At 68.7% G+C, this 20,319-nt stretch carries 12 protein-coding genes, 3 tRNA genes and 1 pseudogene; 9 read left to right on the top strand and 7 right to left on the bottom strand.

Translation table 11 applies throughout. The features are described 5' to 3' along the window. Positions 1 to 84: pseudogene (locus ABZZ74_RS25445) on the top strand (transposase); the annotation flags it as partial. Between the two features lie 653 nt (positions 85 to 737). Here ABZZ74_RS25445 and ABZZ74_RS25440 read toward each other — a convergent pair. Continuing rightward, positions 738 to 1,622 (bottom strand): AraC family transcriptional regulator, encoded by an 885-nt coding sequence (locus tag ABZZ74_RS25440; RefSeq protein ID WP_356768614.1) that lies wholly within the window; start codon positions 1,620 to 1,622, stop codon positions 738 to 740. 369 nt (positions 1,623 to 1,991) lie between these two features. On the opposite strand from ABZZ74_RS25440, the gene ABZZ74_RS25435 reads away from it, so the two are divergent. The 4 genes from ABZZ74_RS25435 (at position 1,992) to ABZZ74_RS25420 (ending at position 9,080) form a co-directional block, all read left to right on the top strand. Then, complete coding sequence (locus ABZZ74_RS25435) at positions 1,992 to 4,142, top strand: hydantoinase/oxoprolinase family protein (protein WP_356768612.1); 2,151 nt, start codon at positions 1,992 to 1,994, stop codon at positions 4,140 to 4,142. Between the two features lie 35 nt (positions 4,143 to 4,177). Next, positions 4,178 to 6,418 (top strand): hydantoinase B/oxoprolinase family protein, encoded by a 2,241-nt coding sequence (locus ABZZ74_RS25430; protein ID WP_356768610.1) that lies wholly within the window; start codon positions 4,178 to 4,180, stop codon positions 6,416 to 6,418. A 24-nt stretch (positions 6,419 to 6,442) separates the two neighbouring features. Beyond that, complete coding sequence (locus tag ABZZ74_RS25425) at positions 6,443 to 6,964, top strand: acetone carboxylase subunit gamma (protein WP_356768608.1); 522 nt, start codon at positions 6,443 to 6,445, stop codon at positions 6,962 to 6,964. A 100-nt stretch (positions 6,965 to 7,064) separates the two neighbouring features. Continuing rightward, positions 7,065 to 9,080: an acetoacetate--CoA ligase gene (locus ABZZ74_RS25420; RefSeq protein ID WP_356768606.1), complete on the top strand. Its 2,016-nt coding sequence runs from the start codon at positions 7,065 to 7,067 to the stop codon at positions 9,078 to 9,080. 213 nt (positions 9,081 to 9,293) lie between these two features. Here the strand turns inward: ABZZ74_RS25420 and ABZZ74_RS25415 are convergent. The 3 genes from ABZZ74_RS25415 to ABZZ74_RS25405 all read right to left on the bottom strand — a co-directional run bounded on the left by ABZZ74_RS25415 (position 9,294) and on the right by ABZZ74_RS25405 (position 9,700). After that, positions 9,294 to 9,370: transfer RNA gene (locus tag ABZZ74_RS25415), tRNA-Ile, on the bottom strand. A 179-nt stretch (positions 9,371 to 9,549) separates the two neighbouring features. Then, positions 9,550 to 9,622, bottom strand: a tRNA-Asn gene (locus ABZZ74_RS25410). 5 nt (positions 9,623 to 9,627) lie between these two features. Then, positions 9,628 to 9,700, bottom strand: a tRNA-Asn gene (locus tag ABZZ74_RS25405). Positions 9,701 to 9,843: 143 nt separating this feature from the next. Here ABZZ74_RS25405 and ABZZ74_RS25400 point away from each other — a divergent pair. The 4 genes from ABZZ74_RS25400 (at position 9,844) to ABZZ74_RS25385 (ending at position 15,489) form a co-directional block, all read left to right on the top strand. After that, positions 9,844 to 10,149 carry a YtxH domain-containing protein gene (locus ABZZ74_RS25400; protein WP_133041144.1) on the top strand — a complete coding sequence of 102 codons (306 nt, stop codon included), beginning with the start codon at positions 9,844 to 9,846 and terminating at the stop codon, positions 10,147 to 10,149. Between the two features lie 117 nt (positions 10,150 to 10,266). Beyond that, the gene (locus tag ABZZ74_RS25395) at positions 10,267 to 11,709 is read left to right on the top strand and encodes an FGGY family carbohydrate kinase (protein ID WP_356768604.1); all 1,443 of its coding nucleotides are present in this window, start codon (positions 10,267 to 10,269) and stop codon (positions 11,707 to 11,709) included. Positions 11,710 to 11,824: 115 nt separating this feature from the next. After that, complete coding sequence (locus ABZZ74_RS25390) at positions 11,825 to 13,558, top strand: ABC transporter ATP-binding protein (protein WP_356768602.1); 1,734 nt, start codon at positions 11,825 to 11,827, stop codon at positions 13,556 to 13,558. Then, a complete protein-coding gene (locus ABZZ74_RS25385; protein WP_356768600.1) occupies positions 13,558 to 15,489 on the top strand; it encodes an ABC transporter ATP-binding protein in 1,932 nt (643 codons plus the stop codon). The genes ABZZ74_RS25390 and ABZZ74_RS25385 overlap by 1 nt, the downstream gene beginning before the upstream one ends. 111 nt (positions 15,490 to 15,600) lie before the next feature. Here the strand turns inward: ABZZ74_RS25385 and ABZZ74_RS25380 are convergent, their stop codons facing one another. The 3 genes from ABZZ74_RS25380 to ABZZ74_RS25370 form a co-directional block, all read right to left on the bottom strand. Further along, entirely contained in the window at positions 15,601 to 16,917 is a 1,317-nt protein-coding gene (locus tag ABZZ74_RS25380) for an RNA polymerase sigma factor (protein ID WP_356768598.1), read from the bottom strand. Between the two features lie 103 nt (positions 16,918 to 17,020). Then, a complete protein-coding gene (dnaG, locus tag ABZZ74_RS25375; RefSeq protein ID WP_356768596.1) occupies positions 17,021 to 18,925 on the bottom strand; it encodes a DNA primase in 1,905 nt (634 codons plus the stop codon). A gap of 108 nt (positions 18,926 to 19,033) precedes the next feature. Beyond that, complete coding sequence (locus tag ABZZ74_RS25370) at positions 19,034 to 20,299, bottom strand: FAD-dependent oxidoreductase (protein WP_356768594.1); 1,266 nt, start codon at positions 20,297 to 20,299, stop codon at positions 19,034 to 19,036. Positions 20,300 to 20,319: the final 20 nt, after the last annotated feature.

Below are 20,319 nucleotides of genomic sequence, written 5' to 3'. Positions count from 1 at the left end.
ATCCGCCGCTACATCATCTGGCGGAACAAGCACGCCACCGACGAACGCCTACGCGAGGTCGTGCACAGGGCGAACGTTGCCTGATGCGGCACTAGCTGAAGGCTCTCAGGTGTTACCGCTGCGGCCGCCGGGATCCAGCCGGACCACCAACTAGGCCGCCAGGGTGGCAGTTTTCACTTCGGCCGAGCAATGGCCGAGCTAACGATCTTGGTGCTAGCAAGAAGGCCCCCGACTCGGCGGGGGCCTTCTTGTTAGTGCAGGTGGGAACGGTTCTGCCCGCGTAGTCAGTGGTGGGGCGGGTGGGACTCGAACCCACGGCCGACGGATTATGAGTCCTTTGAGGATCTTGGCAGGCCTTGCCAATCCATGCCCATCCTTGGCATTTTCCCAGGTCAGAGACGTTGATCGATGTCGGCCCTGAACGGTCCTTGCCGATCCGTGCCTGTCCTTGTGGCCCCTCGATGGCCCCTGGCGGTCCTTGAGAGAGACGCTTACGGCCGCGGCAGCCGCGTCCGCCCAGCTCGGCAAAACGGGTAGAACGATCGCGCGGCGGTCTGCTTTCCAGCGCGCAGATGCGCCGCCTCGGTCTCTGAGGTGGAGCCTTTGTGGTCGCCGCAGGCTGGACGTCTGCGACGCAGGCCATGAGCAGCGGCGGTGGCACCTTGGCGGTCAAGTGGTACGGCGCACGCACGGCGCCGCGCCTCATGCGCGTTTCCGGGTGCGGTTCCCCCGCCGACTCAGCTTTCGGCCCTGAACTTGCCCGGCGTGGTGCCCAGCCTTTGTTGGAAGACGCGTGTCATGTGGCTCTGGTCGGAGAAGCCGCAAAGGGTGGCGATTTCCCGCAGTGGGTTGCTGGTCCGCTGGAGCATGAGCTGGGCCCGGGAGACACGCTGTTTGATGACGAATTCGTGTGGAGTCGTACCCGTGGTCTGCCGGAACCGCCGCGCGAAGTGATAGCGGCTCAGGCCGACGCAGTCAGCGAGGTCGTCGAGGGAGATGTTCTCGCGCATGTGCGAGCGAATGAATTCCTGAACGGCACCGATCTGTCGGGTGGTGAGCGTGTCGTTGGGGCTGTGCTCCTTGAACTGAACCTGGGCGTGGCGCCGCAGGATGTGCACGGACAGTTGACAGGACAGGGACTCGATCAGCAGCGGACTGCCCACGTCACTGTGCGCGGCCTCGGCCGCGATGTGCATGGCCGTGCGGTGGATCGCCGGGTCGCTGGCCTTGAGGACGTCGTGGAGTTCTATGTCGGCGATATCGCGTTCGTACATCTGACGGCAGGTCGCGGCGAGTTCGTCCTTGGTGAGGTAGACGTGCACGACCTCGATCCCCTCCGGCCAGACCCAGTGGGACTCGGCGGCGCGGGTGAGCAGTGAGACGTCCCCGGGGCCAAGGTGCTCGGTTGACCAATGGCCGTCGAGGCGACGTCGCATGGCCGTGGTTCCGCGGCGATAGGCGACGATCATGTAGTCCCGTATCGGGGGGACTGCGACATCGGAGCCGGCGTAGCGGTATCCGCGGACCGACATGCCGTCCCAGCCCTGTTCGGGACTGTGCACGGTGAGGCGCCCCGGCACCCAGGTCGGAAGCTCCTCCGGCCTGATCAGGTGTTGCGCCATCGCACTGCCCTCCACGTCCACGCTGACGCTCGGCGACGGGCCGCGCCGCGCGGGCGGCGATTCGTCGCCTTTCGACGCTAGCGCCTGAGAGCGGTATGCGACAGATCAGGGGGCTTGCGGTGCCCGCATGTTCAATCCGGGCGGCAGATTGTTCAACGCGTCGAGACGCGCCGCGCCTCTATGACCTGCTGCTTCTTCCGTCTCGTTGCCGACCGTGCGTGTTCCTTCAATGCCCGGGCGTTCCTGTTCAAGCCTTTTCGGCGGGTTCCGGTGCACCGTTCTCGGCCATCAGGTGTGCGCTCGTACGGCGCTGAGCCGTCAGGCGGGCTCGTACGGCGCCGCAGCTTCCGTTGGATCGGAGATGCACCCGTGACAGTTGAAGATCAATCACCCGGTACAGACGAGAGCAACTGGGTCGCCCTGGATGCGGGCGGCACGATGACCGACGCGGTCATCGTCAGCGAGGACGGCCGTTTCCTCGTCGGCAAATATCTGACCAACAAACAGGACGAGTCGGTCAGTTTCATCGGGTCGATCGCCGATGCCGCGAAGACCGACGGCCGACAGCTGTCCGAGGTGATGCCGCACAGTGAGGTCATCGTCTACGCCGGCACGATCATGCTGAACACGCTGCTCAGCAAGACCGGGTCGACGGTGGGGCTGCTGCTGACGCAGGGCTTCGAGGACTACCTGCTGATGGAGAAAGCCGAGGGCGGCTGGCTGGGCTATCCCTACGCCGACCGGCTGCACACCGTGACCCATCACCACGACGATCCGGTGATCCCGCGGCAGCGGGTGCATGGCGCCCAGGAACGCATCGATCTGTTCGGCCAGGTGACCGTCCCCCTGCGGGAGGAAGACGTACGGATCGCCGCGCGGGAGCTGGCGGCCGCCGGGGTCGAGTCGATCGGTGTGATGTTCCTGTTCTCGCACATGAACCCCGCGCACGAGCAGCGTGCGGCCGAGATCATCGCCGAGGAGGCACCCGGCGTCTCGGTGGTGCTGTCCTCCGCGATCGCGCCGACCCACAAGGAGTACACGCGGCTGGCCAGTGTCGTCGCGCAGTCCTACGCCGGGGAGCGAGCGCGCATTCACTTCAAGTCCGTGGAGAGCAAGGCGCGTTCGGACGGTTTCCAGCGGGAGGTCTCCACGCTGCTGGCACATGGCGGCACCGTGCCGGTGGACACCCCCCGGCTGTACGAGTCGTACGTGTCCGGTCCGGTCGGCGGTGTGCTGGGCGGGCACTACGTCGGGGAGATCCTCGGTTCGGACAACGTAGTCTGCTGCGACATCGGCGGCACCAGCTTCGACGTCGGCATCGTCCGCGACGGCACCATCCCGATCACCCGGGAACCCACCCTGTTGAGTTTCCGCACCAACATCCCAATGATCCACACCGAGTCGATCGGCGCCGGGATGGGCTCGGAACTGGGGATCCATCCGCTGACCGGGAAGCTCACCATCGGACCGCGGAGCGCGGGGTCCGATGTCGGTGCCTGCCTGAACTGGCCGAACCCGACGATCACCGACTGCCACCTGCTGCTGGGCTATCTGGATCCGAACAACTTCCTCGGCGGTGACGTGCCGCTGGACAAGGACGCGGCGCAGGCGGCGCTGGAGCCCATGGCCAAGCATTTCAAGGTCGGCGTCATGGAGTTCTGCGAGCGGGCGCACCAGCTGGTCACCGAGTCGATGCGGGAGTTCCTGTCAAACATGCTCCGTGGCCGCGGGTACACCACCGAGGAGTACTCGATGCTGATGTACGGCGGTGGTGGCCCGCTGGGACTGTCGGGGGTGGTCGACGGGCTGGACTTCAAGGAGATCATCACCTTCCCGTTCGCCGCCGTCTTCTCGGCGTTCGGCGTGCTCTGCGCGCCGCGGCGCTACCGCTACCACCAGGCGACCATCGCGGCCTGCCCGCCTGGGGACGACGCTCCCGCCCGCGCGGTCAAGGGCGCGGCGATCGAGGCGATCAACGCGGCCTGGGCATCGCTGGAGGAACGCGCGCGTCAGGACTTCGCCGTCCACGGCTGGGACTTCGGCGCGGCCAAGCTGAACCGCTCGGCCTATGTGCGCTTCACCAACCAGCTGTCGGACTTCGAGGTCCCCTGGGACGATGAGCGGCTCGAATCGATCGACGACCTGCACGAGCTGATGCGCGGCTACGAGCATGTCTACACCAGCATCTACCCCAAGCAGGCGCTGTACTCCGAAGTCGGCTACCAGATCCTGGAGCTGGCCCTCTCCGCGGACCTCGACACACCCAAGCCTGCCGTCCCGGTGCTCGACCTGCACGGCAGGACGCCGCCCTCTTCGGCCCTCAAGGGAACCCGACCGGGCCACTGGAGAGGCCAGGACATCACCTTCCAGATCTACGAGATGGACGAGCTGCAGGCCGGCAACGTCGTGGGCGGCCCGGCGGTGATCGAGCACCCGGCGACCACGCTACTCATCCCGCCCACCCATCACGTCGAGTTCGACAGCCGCCGCCTCATCCACTACCGCGCCGGTCAGGCCTGACCGCCGTCCCGCTTCCCGCCGAGGAGACACACACCATGGCCATCGAGAAGCCGACGCTGCTCCAGCAACTGCAACGCAGCGAACAACTCTTCGAGGAAACCGGTCACTACCAGGGACTGACCGAGCTGACCAACCTCGAAGCCGACCCCCTGCAGTTCGAGTCGTTCCACTCCCGGCTGCTGTCGACCATCATCTCGACGCGCGAGACGATGAAGTACATCGCTTCCTCGCCCGCGGTCCGGGACTTCGAGGAGTTCGTGATCGGGCTCTACACCCCGGAAGGCGACGCCATCGCCCTGTCCAGCGGAATCATGGTGCACGTCCACACCCTGTCCGAGTTCATCAAGTTCATGATCAAGAACGGGTACGAGGACAACCCGAAGATCCGGCCCGGGGACATCTTCGAGAACAACGAGGTGTGGGCCGGCGGTGTGCACACGCCGGACGTCATGACGGTCATCCCGGTCTTCCACGGCGACGAGCTCATCGCCTGGGTCGGCGCGGTCGCCCACGAACTGGAGGCGGGCACCTACGAAGGACCCGGCATGTCGGTCCTCACCCCGGACCGCTACGGCGAGGGTCTGCACATCAGCGCGGAGAAGGTCGGCGAGGACGACCACTTCCGCCACGATTACCTGCTGCGGCTGCGCATGGGCCTCAGGAACGCCAACTGGTGGATCCTGGACGACAAGGCCAAGCTGTCGGGTTGCCTGATGGTCCGTGACGCGCTCACCGGAATCATCGACGATTTCGGCCTGGACTACTACCGGCAGGCCACGAAGGAACTGATCGAGGAAGGCCGCCGGGAGTTCCTCAAGCGGGTCCGTACGACCATGGTGCCGGGCACCTACCGCGGGCTGACCATGCCGGTGCACAAGCGCAGCCACGTGCCGTTCGTGCACCCGCTCGCGAAGAACGACTTCATCGACCTCGTACGCCAGGAGATGACGGTCACCGGCGAGGGCCGTATAGAACTCGACTACGAGGGTTCGACCGGCTGGAGTTTCCACCCGTTCAACTGCGCCCCCGGGCCGATGAACGGCGGCTTCTGGATCACCCTGACCCAACTCCTCAACTACGACGGACGGGTCAACGACGGCGCGTATCTGGCGGTCAAGCAGTACCTGCCCGAGGGATCGATCGTCAACGCCAACTATCAGGGCGTGGCGACCTCACTGGCCTGGTGGACCCTCATCCCGATCTTCGCCAACGTCTGGCGGCTGATGGGAATCAGCTGGTACGCCAGGGGATTCACCGAGGAGATCCTGATGTCGACCCCGACCTGCATGGTGGGGGTCACCGGTTTCGACCAGTTCGGCGGGCCGACCGGCTACAACAACTTCGAGATGGCCGGGGAGAGCTTCGGCGCCCGCGGGGTCGCCGACGGCATGGACTGCGGCAGTCCGATCTGGAACTCGGAAGGCATCCAGGGCGACGCCGAGGTCTGGGAGCTGACCGGCCCCAACGTCTACCTCGGCCGCAGTTTCATCCCCGACCACCAGGGCTACGGCCGTTTCCGCGGCGGGTCCGGCTGGCAGTCGCTGTGGATGGTGAAGGGCTCCGACGTGGTCAACGTGACCCTCTCGGGATCCGGGTGCATGAACGGCGGTGTGTTCCACAAGGGGCTCTTCGGCGGCTACCCGCCGGCGGGCTGGAAGTGCCTGTGGGCCACCGGAACCAGCATCGGCGACCTCATCGCCCGCGGCGAGAAGCTGCCGTCCAGCCTCGAAGAGGCCGAGCAGATGCTGCTGGACGGCACGATCACCGCCGAGGACTGGTACTGCGGTCCGGACAACCAGTGGTCACCGAACCTGCGGGAAGGCGACCTGTTCGGCGTGCTGTACTACGGCGGCGCGGGCTACGGCGACCCGCTGGATCGCGAGATTCCCTCCATCGAGAAGGACCTTGCCAACGGACTGATGACCACTCAGGGTGCGAGTGCGGCCTACGGTTACGCCGGCTCGGACACGGGCACCGAAGCCGAACGCGAACGACGGCGGCAGGCCCGGCTGGCCGCGTCCGTACCCGCCTCCCAGTGGTGGGAGGGCGAACGCGACCGCGCCGCCGCGGGCGAGGTCTCCGACATGGTGCACCACGCCTTCGCCCGGTCGGCGAAACTGTCCGACGCCCTCGTCACCCAGTACAAGGCGTTCTGGCAGCTCGACGAATTCCCCTACACCGAGACCGGCGAGCCGAACTTCTCCGCCCCGGCACCCGTCGGTTTCTACTACCCGAGCTCGTCCAGCCGCCCGCGGCCCGACGCGACCGCCTCCTGACACCTCCGGAAAGAGGGCAGCACCATGACCACCGCCGACGACCGCTCCCCTGTCTCCAGCCAGGAGACGACGACCGCCCTGGTGCAGCGCAAGCTGTCGTGGGAGGAACTGCTCGGGCTCATGCGGGCCCCGAAGGAGGAGTCCCGCTTCGCCGAAACCCTCGTCGCGCTGCAGGAACTCGTCGACTGGGAGGAGCAGATCCTGCTCCCCCTCGGCGAGAACCTGTTCATCGTCGCCAAGGACGGCAAGGCCATCGTCAAGACGAAGGCCGGCGCAGAACTCGGCCCCTGGAACGGGAACTGGAAGATGCACTGCCGGGTGATCGTCCGACGCACCCGCGAGGACTTCCTGGAGATCTACCCCGAGGAACACCTCACCATCGATCCCGAACTCGTCGAGATCCGCGAGTTCCTGTGCCCGGTCAGCGGCACACTCCTCGACGTCGACTGCGTGCCGCCGACCTTTCCGGTGGAGGTCGACTTCACACCCGACCTGCCGACGTTCTACAACGAGTGGCTGGGCCGCGACCTGCCCGTGACGCTGTAGGACCCGGGCCGGCGGGGCGCCCCCACGCTCCCGCCGGCCGTGGCCCCTCCCCCCTCGCGCCCGATGCACGTGCCGGCCTCACGGAGTTGGAAAGGCGACGATGAAGACACCCGACACCGACCTGCTGTGGAGCCCGGATCCCGAAACCGCCGCCCGCTCCAACATCTCCGGCTTCATCCGATGGCTCGGGGACACGCGCGGCCTGTCGTTCGCCGACTACGCCGACCTGTGGCGATGGAGCACGATGGACCTGCCCGCCTTCTGGTCCGCCGTCTGGCAGTTCTACGGCCTCGACGAGGTCACCACCTACGACGAGGTACTGGCCACCCCGGTCATGCCCGGAGCCCAGTGGTTCACCGGAGCCCGGATCAACTTCGCCGAGCGATGCCTCGCGCATCCCGCGGCGTCCCGCCCGGCTCTGGTCAGCCTCACCGAGGGCGGCATTCCGGCCGAGACCTCGTGGGCGGACCTGCGCCAACAGGTCGCCGCGGTCAGTACCACCCTGCGCGATCTCGGCGTCGGGCCCGGCGACTGCGTCGCGGGATACCTGCCCAACATCCCCGAGGCCGTTGTCGCCCTGCTCGCCACCGCGGCGGTGGGCGCCGTCTGGACCGTGTGTTCCCCCGATTTCGGCACCCCCAGCGTGCTGGCCCGGCTCGGGCAGGCGCGGCCGACGGTTCTGGTCGCCGCGGATGGATATCGGCACGGGGGGAAGGAGCGCGACCGCCGTGGACAGGTCGCCGACATCGTGGACGATCTGCCCACGGTCCGCCACCTCGTCACCGTCAACCGACTGCTTCCGGCAGTTTCGGGCACGTGGTCGCGACGGAGTGATGTGATGCAGCACGAGTGGACCGCATGGGCCGCCGCCGATGCTCTCCCGGAGTTCACCGACGTGCCGTTCGACCACCCGCTGTGGATCCTGTGGTCGTCGGGGACGACCGGCATCCCGAAAGGCATCGTGCACAGCCACGGCGGGATCGTCGTGGAGCTCCTCAAGGCCCTCGGTCTCAGTGCCGACCTGCGTCCCGACGACCGGTTCCTCTTCATCACCTCCACCAGTTGGATGGTCTGGAACTTCCTCGTCGCAGGGCTCCTCCACGGGGCCACGATCGTGCTCTACGACGGCAGCCCCACCTTCCCCGACGTCGACGGCGCGTGGCGGGTCGCCGAGCGCACCGGCGCGACGTTGGTCGGCGTCGGCGCGGGATATCTGGTCGCGGGCGAGAAGGCCGGCGCCCGCCCCGGCGCCGGCCTGGACCTCGGCGCGATCCGGTCGATCCTGCAGACCGGCTCCTCCTTGCCACCGTCCACCTGGCGCTGGGTCTACGACCATCTCGCGCCCGACGTCTGGCTGCAGTCGGTGTGCGGCGGCACGGACGTGTGCTCCGCGCTGGCCGGCGGATCCCTCCTCCTCCCCGTACGGACCGGCCGCATCCAGTGCCCGGCCCTCGGCGTGGCACTGGCCGCATGGAACCCTGGCGGAGACCCCGTGATCGACGAACAGGGCGAACTGGTCGTCACCGCGCCGATGCCGTCGATGCCGCTGCACTTCGTCGCCGACGCCGACGGCTCCCGCTATCGAGCGAGCTACTTCGACACCTACCCCGGAGTCTGGCGGCACGGGGACTGGGTGACCGTCTCCGCGGAACACACCGTCGTCGTATCCGGCCGATCGGACGCCACCCTCAACCGCATGGGTGTTCGCATGGGCTCCGCCGACATCTACGCCGTCGTGGATCAACTCCCCGAGATCACCGACAGCCTCGTCATCGGGGCCGAACTCGAGGACGGCGGCTACATCATGCCCCTCTTCGTCGTCCCGGCTCCCGGCGTCGTACTGGACGACGTCCTCCGCGGCCGGATCAGGGACGCGGTCCGGCACGCGTTGTCCCCGCGCCACGTACCGGACACGATCGTCGCCGTCCCGGCCGTCCCGCGGACTCTCACCGGAAAGAAGCTGGAGGTTCCCGTCAAACGGATCCTCCAGGGCGCAGACCCGGTCGAGGTTGTTGCGACAGGCGCTGTCACCCACCAGGAGATGCTGATCTGGTTCGCGGAGTACGCCGCTGAGTTCATCACCGGATCATCCAGGGCCGACAGCCGCCCTGCCTGAGCGCCGCCGAGGCGGCGTGCGAGGTCCGGCCGACTGCGTGGCACTCACTGAGCTGCCGGCGCATCAAGCGAAAGCCATATATCAGACAGCTGCTGGCCCCTGACTTGGCCCCTGGGACAGCAGAGGCCCCTCAAATGTCGCTGCGCAACCGTCGAACCCACGTGCCAGAGCAGCAAGAACCGCAGGTCAGATCGATTCTCCCCGCGTAGCGAGTGGTGGGGCGGGTGGGACTCGAACCCACGGCCGACGGATTATGAGTCCGCTGCTCTAACCGGCTGAGCTACCGCCCCGTACGGCGTGTCGCGTACATGTGTGCGCGCCGTCTGCCGCAGCATAGCCGCTCATACGATCTCCTGCTTCGCAGGGGCGACTTCGCATGCCCTTGAGGACTCCGCCGTGACCTGCGCGGTTCCCGGGGCAGGGGTGAGGACATGAAAAAGGACCCCTTCGGGGGCCCTCGTTCAGCATGCTCCCCCGACTGGACTCGAACCAGTAACCTGCCGGTTAACAGCCGGCTGCTCTGCCAATTGAGCTACGGAGGACCGAGCTCCCCCGACTGGACTCGAACCAGTAACCTGCCGGTTAACAGCCGGCTGCTCTGCCAATTGAGCTACGGAGGAATGCCTCGTTGCATCGAACGTACCTACCTGGGTATTCGCCAGGGGGCGGGCGCTCGCTGCGACACATACATTAGCGCAAGCAGGGGGGTGCTCCGCCAATCGGTTCCCCCGGCGCCGACCTACACGAGGGAAGGGTGGCCTCCATGCGCTACAAGCTCACGTTCGTCGTCGGCCTGGCTCTGGGTTACGTGCTCGGCACACGCGCAGGGCGCGAACGCTACGAGCAGCTGAAGAAATCCGCACGCCAGGTCGCCCAGAACCCGGCCGTCCGCAACACCGCCGAGACGGCGGCCCAGCAGGGCCGCCAGTTCGCCGGCAAGGCTTACCACACGGTCAGCGACAAGGTCGTCGACCGTGTGCCGGAGTCGGTGGCCGGGCGGGTGCGGTCCCTGAGGGACCGCAACACCAACGGGACGGGGCAGGACGACTGGGGTACCAGCAATACATAGGTTCCCGACAGCCGACGGCACACAGCCACGCGGCACAGAGCCACGTGGCACACAGCCACGCGGCAGAGACCCCCGCGGCCGACACCCCCATGGCGGACGGCCCATAGAATTTCCGCCATGGGGATAGTCGCCGGGCTGGACAGTTCGCCCGATTTCACTCGCATCGTCGTCTGCGACACGGACACAGGCGCCGTGCTCAGGCAGGGGTACGCCCCGCATCCGGTGGACGGCGACCGCCCCGCGGACGTCGATCCGCAGGCCTGGCTGCTGTCCCTCGGCGAGGCGGCCGGCGGCGGTCTGCTGGAGGGCGTGCAGGCCATCGGCGTGTCCGCGCAGCAGAACGCCGTGGTCCCGCTGGACGCGCAGGGCAACACCGTGCGCCCGGCGATGGTCGGCGCAGACAGGCGGAACCAGGTCGCGGCGGCCGATCTCATCGACGCGCTCGGCGGGCGGGAGGCGTGGGCGCAGGCCGTGGGGTGCGTGCCGCAGGCGGCGCAGCCCGTCACCAAACTGCGCTGGCTCGCCAAGAACGAGCCCGACGCCGCCCTGCGCACCGCGATCCTCATGCAGGCCCATGACTGGCTGGTCTGGCAGTTGCTGGGGCGGCCTGTGAGGAGAACCACGGACCGGGGCGGCGCCTCCGGGACCGGGTACTGGTCCGCGGCCACCGGCGGCTACCGCACCGACCTCGTCGAGCTGGCGCTCGGTCACCAGGCCATGCTGCCCGAGGTGATCGGCCCGGCCGAGGCGGCCGGTACGACCCCGGAGGGGCTGCTGATCTCCGCCGGGACCGGCGAGACCATGGCCGCCGCCTTCGGGCTCGGCATCGGGCTGGGGGACGCGGTCGTGTCGCTGGGCGCGTCGGGGTCCGTCATGGCCGTGCATCCCGAGGCCCTGGTCGACGGCACCGGGATGATCACCGCCCTCGCCGACGCGACCGGCATGCACCTGCCCGTCGTCACCACCCTGAACGCCGTACGCACCCTGCGCGGGACCGCCGAACTGCTCGGGCTGCCGGATCTGGAGAGCCTGTCCGACCTGGCCATGAAGTCGACGCCGGGCGCCCACGGCCTCGTACTCCTGCCCTATCTGGAAGGTGAGCGGACGCCGAATCTGCCGCACACCGCGGGGACGCTGTCGGGGCTGCGGCGGGAGTCGATGAAGGCCGAGCATCTGGCGCGGGCCGCGTTCGAGGGCATGCTGTGCGGGCTCGCGGACGCGCTGGACGTGCTGCGCGGGCGGGGCGTGGAGGTGCGGCGGATCTTCCTGCTGGGGGCGGCCGCCGAGCTGACGGCCGTGCAGGCGGCGGCACCGGCGCTGTTCGGCGCGCAGGTCGTCGTACCGCAGCCCGCCGACTACGCGGCGATCGGGGCCGCCCGGCAGGCCGCGTGGGCGCTCGGCGTCTCGCAGGGCACGCTCGATCCGCGCACGCCCCCGGCCTGGCAGGGTGCGGCGGCGCAGGTGCTGGAGCCCGGTGAGGAGCTGGCGGTGGGGCAGGCGGTGCGGCAGCAGTACGTTTCGGTCAGGGAGCAGACACACCCTGGCGCGTTCCGTCCGTAGGACGACAAAGAGGACTGCTGTCGGCTTAATCGGTTGAGGTAACGCGGGTGGAGTGTCCGACGATAGGGGCCACGGGCAACGAACCCGCCCCATCGCCGACTCCGAGAGACGTAGCGTGCTCATACGACTACTGCGGACCTATCTGAGGCCGTACAAGAAACCCATCGCTGTGCTGGTGCTGCTGCAGTTCCTGCAGACCTGCGCCACCCTCTACCTGCCCACGCTGAACGCTCACATCATCGACAACGGTGTCATCAAGGGCGACACCGGCTACATCCTCTCCTTCGGTGCCCTGATGATCGGCATCTCGCTGGCGCAGGTCGTGTGCAACATCGGGGCCGTGTACTACGGCGCCCGGACCGCGTCGGCGCTCGGCCGGGACGTGCGGGCCGCCGTGTTCGACCGGGTGCAGTCCTTCTCGGCGCGTGAGGTCGGCCACTTCGGCGCGCCCTCGCTGATCACCCGTACGACCAATGACGTGCAGCAGGTCCAGATGCTGGCCCTGATGACGTTCACCCTGATGGTGTCGGCGCCCATCATGTGCGTGGGCGGCATCGTGCTGGCGCTCGGCCTGGACGTGCCGCTGTCCGGGGTACTGGTCGCCGTGGTGCCGACGCTGGGCATCTGCGTGACGTTGATCGTACGGCGGCTGCGGCCGCTGTTCCGGGCCATGCAGGTCCGTCTGGACACCGTCAACCGGGTGCTGCGCGAGCAGATCACCGGCAACCGGGTGATCCGGGCCTTCGTGCGGGACGAGTACGAGAAGGACCGGTTCCGGAAGGCGAACACCGACCTCACCGAGATGCAGCTGAAGACGGGCAACCTGCTCGCGCTGATGTTCCCGGTGGTCATGACGACCGTCAACCTGTCGTCGATCGCGGTCGTGTGGTTCGGCGCGCACCGCATCGACAGCGGCGGGATGCAGATCGGTGACCTGACCGCGTTCCTCGCCTATCTGATGCAGATCGTGATGTCCGTGATGATGGCCACCTTCATGTTCATGATGGTGCCGCGCGCGGAGGTCTGCGCCGAGCGCATCGAGGAGGTGCTGGACACCGAATCCAGCGTCGTGCCGCCGAGCGCGCCGGTCGTCGAGCTGCGTCGGCACGGGCATCTGGAGATCCGGGGCGCGGGCTTCCGCTATCCGGGTGCCGAGGAGCCCGTGCTGAAGTCGATCGACCTGGTCGCCCGGCCCGGTGAGGTGACCGCCGTCATCGGCTCTACCGGCAGCGGCAAGTCGACGCTGCTCGGCCTGGTCCCCCGGCTGTTCGACGCGACCGACGGCGAGGTCCTGGTCGACGGCACGGAGGTGTCCACCCTCGACCCGAAGCTGCTGGCCAAGACGGTCGGGCTCGTCCCGCAGAAGCCGTACCTGTTCGCGGGGACGGTCGCGACCAACCTGCGCTACGGCAATCCGGACGCCACGGACGAGGAGCTGTGGCACGCGCTGGAGGTGGCGCAGGCCAAGGAGTTCGTCAGCAGGCTCGAGGGCGGGCTCAACGGACCGATCGCGCAGGGCGGCACCAATGTCTCCGGTGGTCAGCGCCAGCGGCTCGCGATCGCGCGCACGCTCGTCCAGCGGCCGGAGATCTACCTCTTCGACGACTCCTTCTCCGCCCTCGACTACGCCACCGACGCGGCACTTCGGGCGGCGCTCGCCCGGGAGACCGCCGAGGCGACCGTGGTGATCGTCGCCCAGCGGGTGGCGACCATCCGCGACGCCGACCGGATCGTCGTCCTCGACGAGGGACGGGTCGTCGGCACCGGCCGCCATCACGAGCTGATGGCCGGCAACGAGACCTACCGGGAGATCGTGCTCTCCCAGCTGACGGAAGCGGAGGCTGCCTGATGGCCGGGCCGATGGCGCGGATGATGGGCCAGGGCGGCGGCCCCGACAGCCGTTCGATGGACTTCAAGGTGTCGGGCAAACGCCTGCTCGCACAGTTCAAGCCGGAACGGCTCACCATCTACGCCCTGTTGCTGTGCGTGGTCGTGAGCGTGGGCCTGAACGTGATCGGGCCGAAGATCCTGGGCAAGGCGACCGACCTGGTCTTCTCCGGGATCATCGGTCGCCAGATGCCGGCCGGGGCGACCAAGGAGCAGGTGCTCGCCTCGATGCGGGAGCGGGGCCAGGGGCAGATCGCCGACATGCTCCGCAGCACCGACTTCACCCCCGGCAAGGGCATCGACTTCGACGCGGTGGGCCGGGTCCTGCTGCTGGCGCTGTGCACGTTCCTGGTCGCCGGTCTGCTGATGGCGTTCGCGACGAGGCTGGTGAACCGCAGCGTCAACCGCACGATGTTCCGGCTGCGCGAGGACGTGCAGGCGAAGCTGTCGCGGCTGCCGCTGTCGTACTTCGACCAGCGGCAGCGCGGTGAGGTGCTCTCCCGCGCCACCAACGACATCGACAACATCGGGCAGACGCTCCAGCAGTCGATGGGCCAGCTGATCAACTCGGTGCTCACCATCATCGGTGTGCTCGCGGTGATGTTCTGGGTGTCCTGGCTGCTGGCGCTGGTCGCGCTGGTGACCGTGCCGCTGTCGTTCGTGGTGGCCACCCGGATCGGCAAGCGGTCGCAGCCGCACTTCGTGCAGCAGTGGCGCACCACCGGCAAGCTCAACGCCCACATCGAGGAGATGTACACCGGGCACACCCTGGTGAAGGTGTTCGGGCGGCAGGAGGAGTCGGCGCAGCAGTTCGCCGAGCAGAACGAGGCGCTGTACGAGGCGGGGTTCAAGGCGCAGTTCAACAGCGGGATCATGCAGCCGCTGATGATGTTCGTCTCCAACCTCAACTACGTGCTGGTGGCGGTCGTGGGTGGTCTCAGGGTCGCCTCGGGCGCGCTGTCCATCGGTGACGTGCAGGCCTTCATCCAGTACTCGCGGCAGTTCTCGATGCCGCTGACGCAGGTCGCGTCGATGGCGAACCTGGTGCAGTCGGGCGTCGCCTCGGCCGAGCGGATCTTCGAACTCCTGGACGCGGAGGAGCAGGAGGCGGATCCGCTGCCGGGCGCGCTGCCCGAGGAGCTGCGCGGGCGGGTGGCGCTGGAGCACGTGTCGTTCCGGTACGACCCGGAGAAGCCGCTCATCGAGGACCTCTCGCTCAAGGTGGAGCCCGGGCACACGGTCGCCATCGTCGGCCCGACCGGCGCCGGCAAGACGACCCTGGTCAACCTGCTCATGCGGTTCTACGACGTCTCCGGCGGGCGCATCACCCTCGACGGCGTCGACATAGCCACCATGTCCCGGGACGAACTGCGCGCCCAGATCGGCATGGTGCTGCAGGACACCTGGCTGTTCGGCGGCACGATCGCGGAGAACATCGCGTACGGCGCCTCGCGCGAGGTCACCCGCGGCGAGATCGAGGAGGCGGCGCGGGCGGCCCACGCGGACCGGTTCGTGCGGACGCTGCCCGACGGGTACGACACCGTGATCGACGACGAGGGCACGGGCGTGAGCGCCGGTGAGAAGCAGCTCATCACCATCGCCCGGGCGTTCCTGTCCGACCCGACGATCCTGGTGCTCGACGAGGCGACGTCCTCGGTCGACACCCGTACCGAGGTGCTGATCCAGAAGGCGATGGCCAAACTCGCCCACGGGCGCACGTCGTTCGTGATCGCGCACCGGCTGTCGACCATCCGGGACGCGGACACGATCCTCGTCATGGAGAACGGCTCGATCGTCGAACAGGGCGCGCACGCGGAGCTGTTGGCGGCGGACGGGGCGTATGCGCGGCTCTACAAGGCCCAGTTCGCGCAGGCGGTGGCCGAGGTCGACTAATGGGTTGCCACGATGGGTCGTCGGTCGTCGGTCGTCCGACGGCCCGTCGTGGCTTGTCGCGCTCACGCGGCGGAGCCGCACATTGATGCAGCCCCGCGCCCCTGGTCGGCTTCAGTCGAGGTATCCCCGCAACTGATCGGCGAATGCGTGATCCCTCAGCTTGTTCAAGGTCTTCGACTCGATCTGCCGTATCCGCTCCCGGGTCACCCCGAAGATCCGGCCTATCTCCTCCAGCGTCCGGGGACGCCCGTCGGCCAGCCCGTACCGCAGCTGGACGACCTTGCGTTCACGTTCGCCGAGAGTGGAGAGCACCGCCTCCAGATGCTCCCGCAGGAGCAGGAACGCCGCCGACTCCACGGGTGACGCCGCGTCGCCGTCCTCGATCAGGTCGCCGAGGGCCACGTCGTCCTCCTCGCCCACCGGGGCGTGCAGGGACACCGGTTCCTGGGCCAGACGCAGGACCTCGCTGACGCGCTCGGGCGGGAGTTCGAGGTGGGCGGCGACCTCTTCCGGGGTCGGTTCGTAGCCCCGCTCCTGCAGCATGCGGCGCTGGACCCGGACGACCCGGTTGATCAGCTCGACGACATGCACCGGGACCCGGATGGTGCGGGCCTGGTCGGCGAGGGCCCGCGACATGGCCTGGCGGATCCACCAGGTGGCGTACGTCGAGAACTTGTAGCCGCGGGCGTAGTCGAACTTCTCGACCGCCCTGATCAGGCCGAGGTTGCCCTCCTGGACGAGGTCGAGCATGGTCAGCCCGCGGCCGACGTACCGCTTCGCCACCGACACGACCAGCCGCAGGTTCGCCTCGATGAGCCGGCGCTTGGCCATCCGGCCCATGACCACCAGACGGTCCAGGTCGAGGGCCAACTGGCTGTCCAGGTCGGGGGTGTTGCTCAGTTTCTCCTCGGCGAACAGACCGGCCTCGACCCGGCGGGCGAGCTCGACCTCCTCGGCGGCGGTGAGCAGCGGGATTCGGCCGATCTCGCGCAGGTACTGGCGGAACAGGTCCGAGGACGGGCCGCCGGTGTCGGCGCGGGCGCGCTCCGCGGCGGTGGTCTCCGCCGGTTCGGGGGCCTCGGCGGCCTCCAGCGCCTCGGCGGGCGGTTCGGCCGGCTCTGGCGGCCCTTCGGGTTCCACGGGATCCGCCTCGGGGTGGTGCACGACACGGGTCTGCGGGGGGACCGCGACGAGGACGTCGGTCTCCGCGTCCGGTTCCGTGCCGTCCGTACTGATGTCGGTCTGTGTGAGGGTCTGGGTCTGCACGGGGGCGACCTCCAGGATGATCGCTGCCAGGGGGTACGGCAGCGGTACTTCGGGGGCGGAGTCGGCGGCCACGCCGCTGTCCGTCCCGTACGCGATGAGCGGAACCGCGGGGGTGTGGGACCCGTGTGGGACGGATCGGCCGCGCTCCGAGGACTCAGGCACCGCACCCCAGTGTGGAGTACGACACATCGCCGCCACGAGGGGCGTGCGGTGACTTTTTGCAATCGGCCCGTGACCCGGCGGTTACCGTGGCGTACGGGTGCGGTCAGAGAGCCGCGGCGCCGTGTTCCCTGAGGGCCTGGTCGTACTGCTGGAGGACCCACAACTCGTTCTGTACGGCGGCCAGTTGGGCCGGATCGCCGCCGGCGGAGAGGCGGGTCATCTGGGACTGGACGTCGCGGATGCGGCGCTCCACCGCCCGCCTGCGGACCTGGACCAGCACCGTTCCCGCGTACACGTCGTCGACGGTGCGGCGCATGATCGGCTCGACGGCGAGTTCGGTGACCATCGCGCGGACGGTGTCGTCGGGGGCCGCCTCGCGGACGCGGACCAGGTACTCCTGGCCGTCCTGCACGCCGTACTCGGCGCCGCCCGCGTCCATGACCGCCTGGCGCACCGCGGCGTACGGGGCGGCGGTGAACTCGTCGACGCCGTACGCGTCGAAGGCCGGGGAGACCAACTCGGGCCGCTGGAGGGCGAGTTTGAGCAGCTCGCGCTCGGTGGCGTAGACGGGGTTGCGGAGGGTGAGGGCGGGGCCGGAGATCGCCGGGCGGGGCGCGGCCTCGTACGACTGCGGGCCTCGGGACGTCGGCGCCGGGGCGCCCTTGCCGCCGCGGTCGCGGGCCCAACGGGCCAGCTGGGCGACGCGCTTGACGACGAACTGGGTGTCGAGGATGCCGAGCATGCCGGCGAGCTGGACGGCGACCTCGTGCTGGGCGCCGGTGTTCTTGATGCGGGCGACGATGGGGGCCGCCTCGTCCAGGGCCGCGGCCCGGCCGGCGGGGGTGTCGAGGTCGTAGCGGACGACGATCTGGCGCAGGGCGAACTCGAACAGCGGGGTGCGGGGCTCGACGAGGTCGGCGACCGCCTCGTCGCCCTTGGCGAGCCGGAGTTCGCAGGGGTCCATGCCGTCGGGGGCGATCGCGATGTACGTCTCGGCGGCGAACTTCTGGTCGTCCTCGAAGGCGCGCAGGGCCGCCTTCTGGCCGGCCGAGTCGCCGTCGAAGGTGAAGATGACCCGTGCGCTGCCGTTGTCCATGAGCAGGCGGCGCAGGATCTTGATGTGCTCGCCGCCGAAGGCCGTGCCGCAGGTGGCGATCGCGGTGGTGACGCCGGCGAGATGGCAGGCCATGACGTCCGTGTAGCCCTCGACGACGACCGCGCGGGAGGCCTTCGCGATGTCCTTCTTCGCCAGGTCGATGCCGTACAGGACCTGGGACTTCTTGTAGATCGCCGTGTCGGGGGTGTTGAGGTACTTGGGGCCGTTGTCCGCCTCGTACAGCTTGCGGGCGCCGAAGCCGACGACGTCCCCGCCGATGTCGCGGATGGGCCACATCAGACGGCCCCGGAAGCGGTCGATGGGGCCGCGGCGGCCCTCCTGGGCGAGGCCGGAGAGGAGGAGTTCCTTGTCGGTGAAGCCCTTGCCGCGCAGATAGCGGGTGAGGTGGTCCCAGCCCTGGGGGCTGTAGCCGACGGAGAAGTGCGCGGCGGCGTTCTGGTCGAAGCCGCGCTCGGCGAGGAAGACCCGGCCGGTCTCGGCCTCGGGGCTGGTGGCGAGCTGTTCCACGTACCAGTCGGCGGCGATCTTGTGGGCCTCGACCAGGCGGATGCGTTCGCCGCGCTGGTGGGAGGGGTTGTAGCCGCCCTCCTCGTAGCGCAGGGTGATGCCGGCCTGGGCGGCAAGGCGCTCGACCGCCTCGGAGAAGGTGAGGTGGTCGACCTTCATCACGAACGTGATGGTGTCGCCGCCCTCCTGGCAGCCGAAGCAGTGGAAGAGCCCCTTGCTCGGGCTGACCTGGAAGGACGGCGACTTCTCGTCGTGGAACGGGCAGAGCCCCTTGAGGTTGCCCCCGCCCGCGTTGCGCAGCTGGAGGTACTCGGACACGACGGCGTCGATGGGAACCGCGTCCCGTACCGCCTTCACGTCCTCGTCGTTGATCCGTCCAGCCACGGAGTGATTCTACGGGTCAGAACTGACACTCCTGGGGCGAGACGGCCTCCGGTCGGGGGTCCGGGGGTTGCCCCCCCCGGGAATTGCAGCACGGTGGTGGTCCGACACTCACGGGACGAGGCTTTCGAGCGGAACGTGCGGGTCCGCCAGGGACTCCGTGTTCACCTGTGCCTTCGACCTGATCAGCTTCTGGATGGGTTCTGTGACGTCCCACACGTTGACGTTCATCCCGGCCAGCACCCGGTCGTCCTTGACCCAGAAGGCGATGAACTCACGCTTCCCCGCGTCCCCGCGGATCACGACCTCGTCGTACGACCCCGGCGGCGCCCATCCGCTGTACTCCATCCCCAGGTCGTACTGGTCGGAGAAGAAGTAGGGCACGCGGTCGTAGGTCAGGTCCTGGCCGAGCATCGCGCGGGCCGCAGCGGGGCCGCCGTTGAGGGCGTTGGCCCAGTGCTCGACGCGCAGCCGGGTGGTGAACAGGGCGTGGTGGAAGGAGGCGACGTCGCCGGCCGCGTAGATGTCGGGGTCGGAGGTGCGCAGCCGGTCGTCGACCACGACCCCTCCCCCGTGCGCCCGGTCGGCGATCTCCAGTCCCGCCGCCTCAGCGAGGCCGATGCGCGGGGCCGCGCCGATCGCGGCGAGGACGTCGTGCGCCGGGTGCTCCTCGCCGTCGTCGGTGCGCGCCGCCAGCACCATGCCGTCCTGGCCGACGATCTCCGTCAGCTTCGCGCCGAAGTGGAAGCGCACCCCGTGCTCGCGGTGCAGCTCGGCGAAGAGGGTGCCGAGCTCGGGTCCGAGGACGCCGTGCAGCGGGGTCTGCGCGGGCTCGACGACGGTGACCTCGGCGCCGTACTCCCGGGCCGCCGCCGCGACCTCCAGACCGATCCAGCCGGCGCCCGCGATGACGATGTGGCCGTTGTCCCGGCCGAGCGCCGCCAGTACGCCCTTGAGCCGCTCGGCGTGGGCGAGGCGGCGCAGATGGTGGACGCCCGCGAGATCGGTCCCCGGGATGTCGAGGCGCCGCGGTTCCGCGCCCGTCGCCAGAAGCAGCTTGTCGTAGTGGACGAGCGTGCCGTCCTCACCGAAGCGGACGGTCTTCGCCGCGCGGTCGATGGCGTCCACGGTCTCGCCGAGGTGCAGCTCGATGTCGTTCTGCGCGTACCAGGCGGGTTCGTGGACGAAGACGCTGTCGCGCTCCTCCTTGCCCAGCAGATACCCCTTGGACAGCGGAGGGCGCTCGTAGGGGTGGTCGCGCTCGTCGCAGATCAGTATCACGCGGCCGCTGAAGCCCTCCGCTCGGAGCGTCTCGGCCGCCTTCGCACCGGCGAGACCGCCTCCGACGATGACGAATGTCTGATCCGCGTCGACCACTTGATGCCTCCTACGGGGTG

It is taken from the genome of Streptomyces sp. NPDC006476, assembly GCF_040612015.1.
Taxonomy (GTDB): domain Bacteria; phylum Actinomycetota; class Actinomycetes; order Streptomycetales; family Streptomycetaceae; genus Streptomyces; species Streptomyces griseorubiginosus_B.
This window is presented reverse-complemented; position numbering and strand designations above follow the sequence as displayed.

Excerpts from the sequence above, each read along its gene's own strand:
- ABZZ74_RS25440 (WP_356768614.1), bottom strand. The coding sequence starts at position 1,622 with ATGGCGCAACACCTGATCAGGCCGGAGGAGCTTCCGACCTGGGTGCCG.
- ABZZ74_RS25430 (WP_356768610.1), top strand. The coding sequence starts at position 4,178 with ATGGCCATCGAGAAGCCGACGCTGCTCCAGCAACTGCAACGCAGCGAA.
- ABZZ74_RS25425 (WP_356768608.1), top strand. The coding sequence starts at position 6,443 with ATGACCACCGCCGACGACCGCTCCCCTGTCTCCAGCCAGGAGACGACG.
- ABZZ74_RS25420 (WP_356768606.1), top strand. The coding sequence starts at position 7,065 with ATGAAGACACCCGACACCGACCTGCTGTGGAGCCCGGATCCCGAAACC.
- ABZZ74_RS25400 (WP_133041144.1), top strand. The coding sequence starts at position 9,844 with ATGCGCTACAAGCTCACGTTCGTCGTCGGCCTGGCTCTGGGTTACGTG.
- ABZZ74_RS25395 (WP_356768604.1), top strand. The coding sequence starts at position 10,267 with ATGGGGATAGTCGCCGGGCTGGACAGTTCGCCCGATTTCACTCGCATC.
- ABZZ74_RS25385 (WP_356768600.1), top strand. The coding sequence starts at position 13,558 with ATGGCCGGGCCGATGGCGCGGATGATGGGCCAGGGCGGCGGCCCCGAC.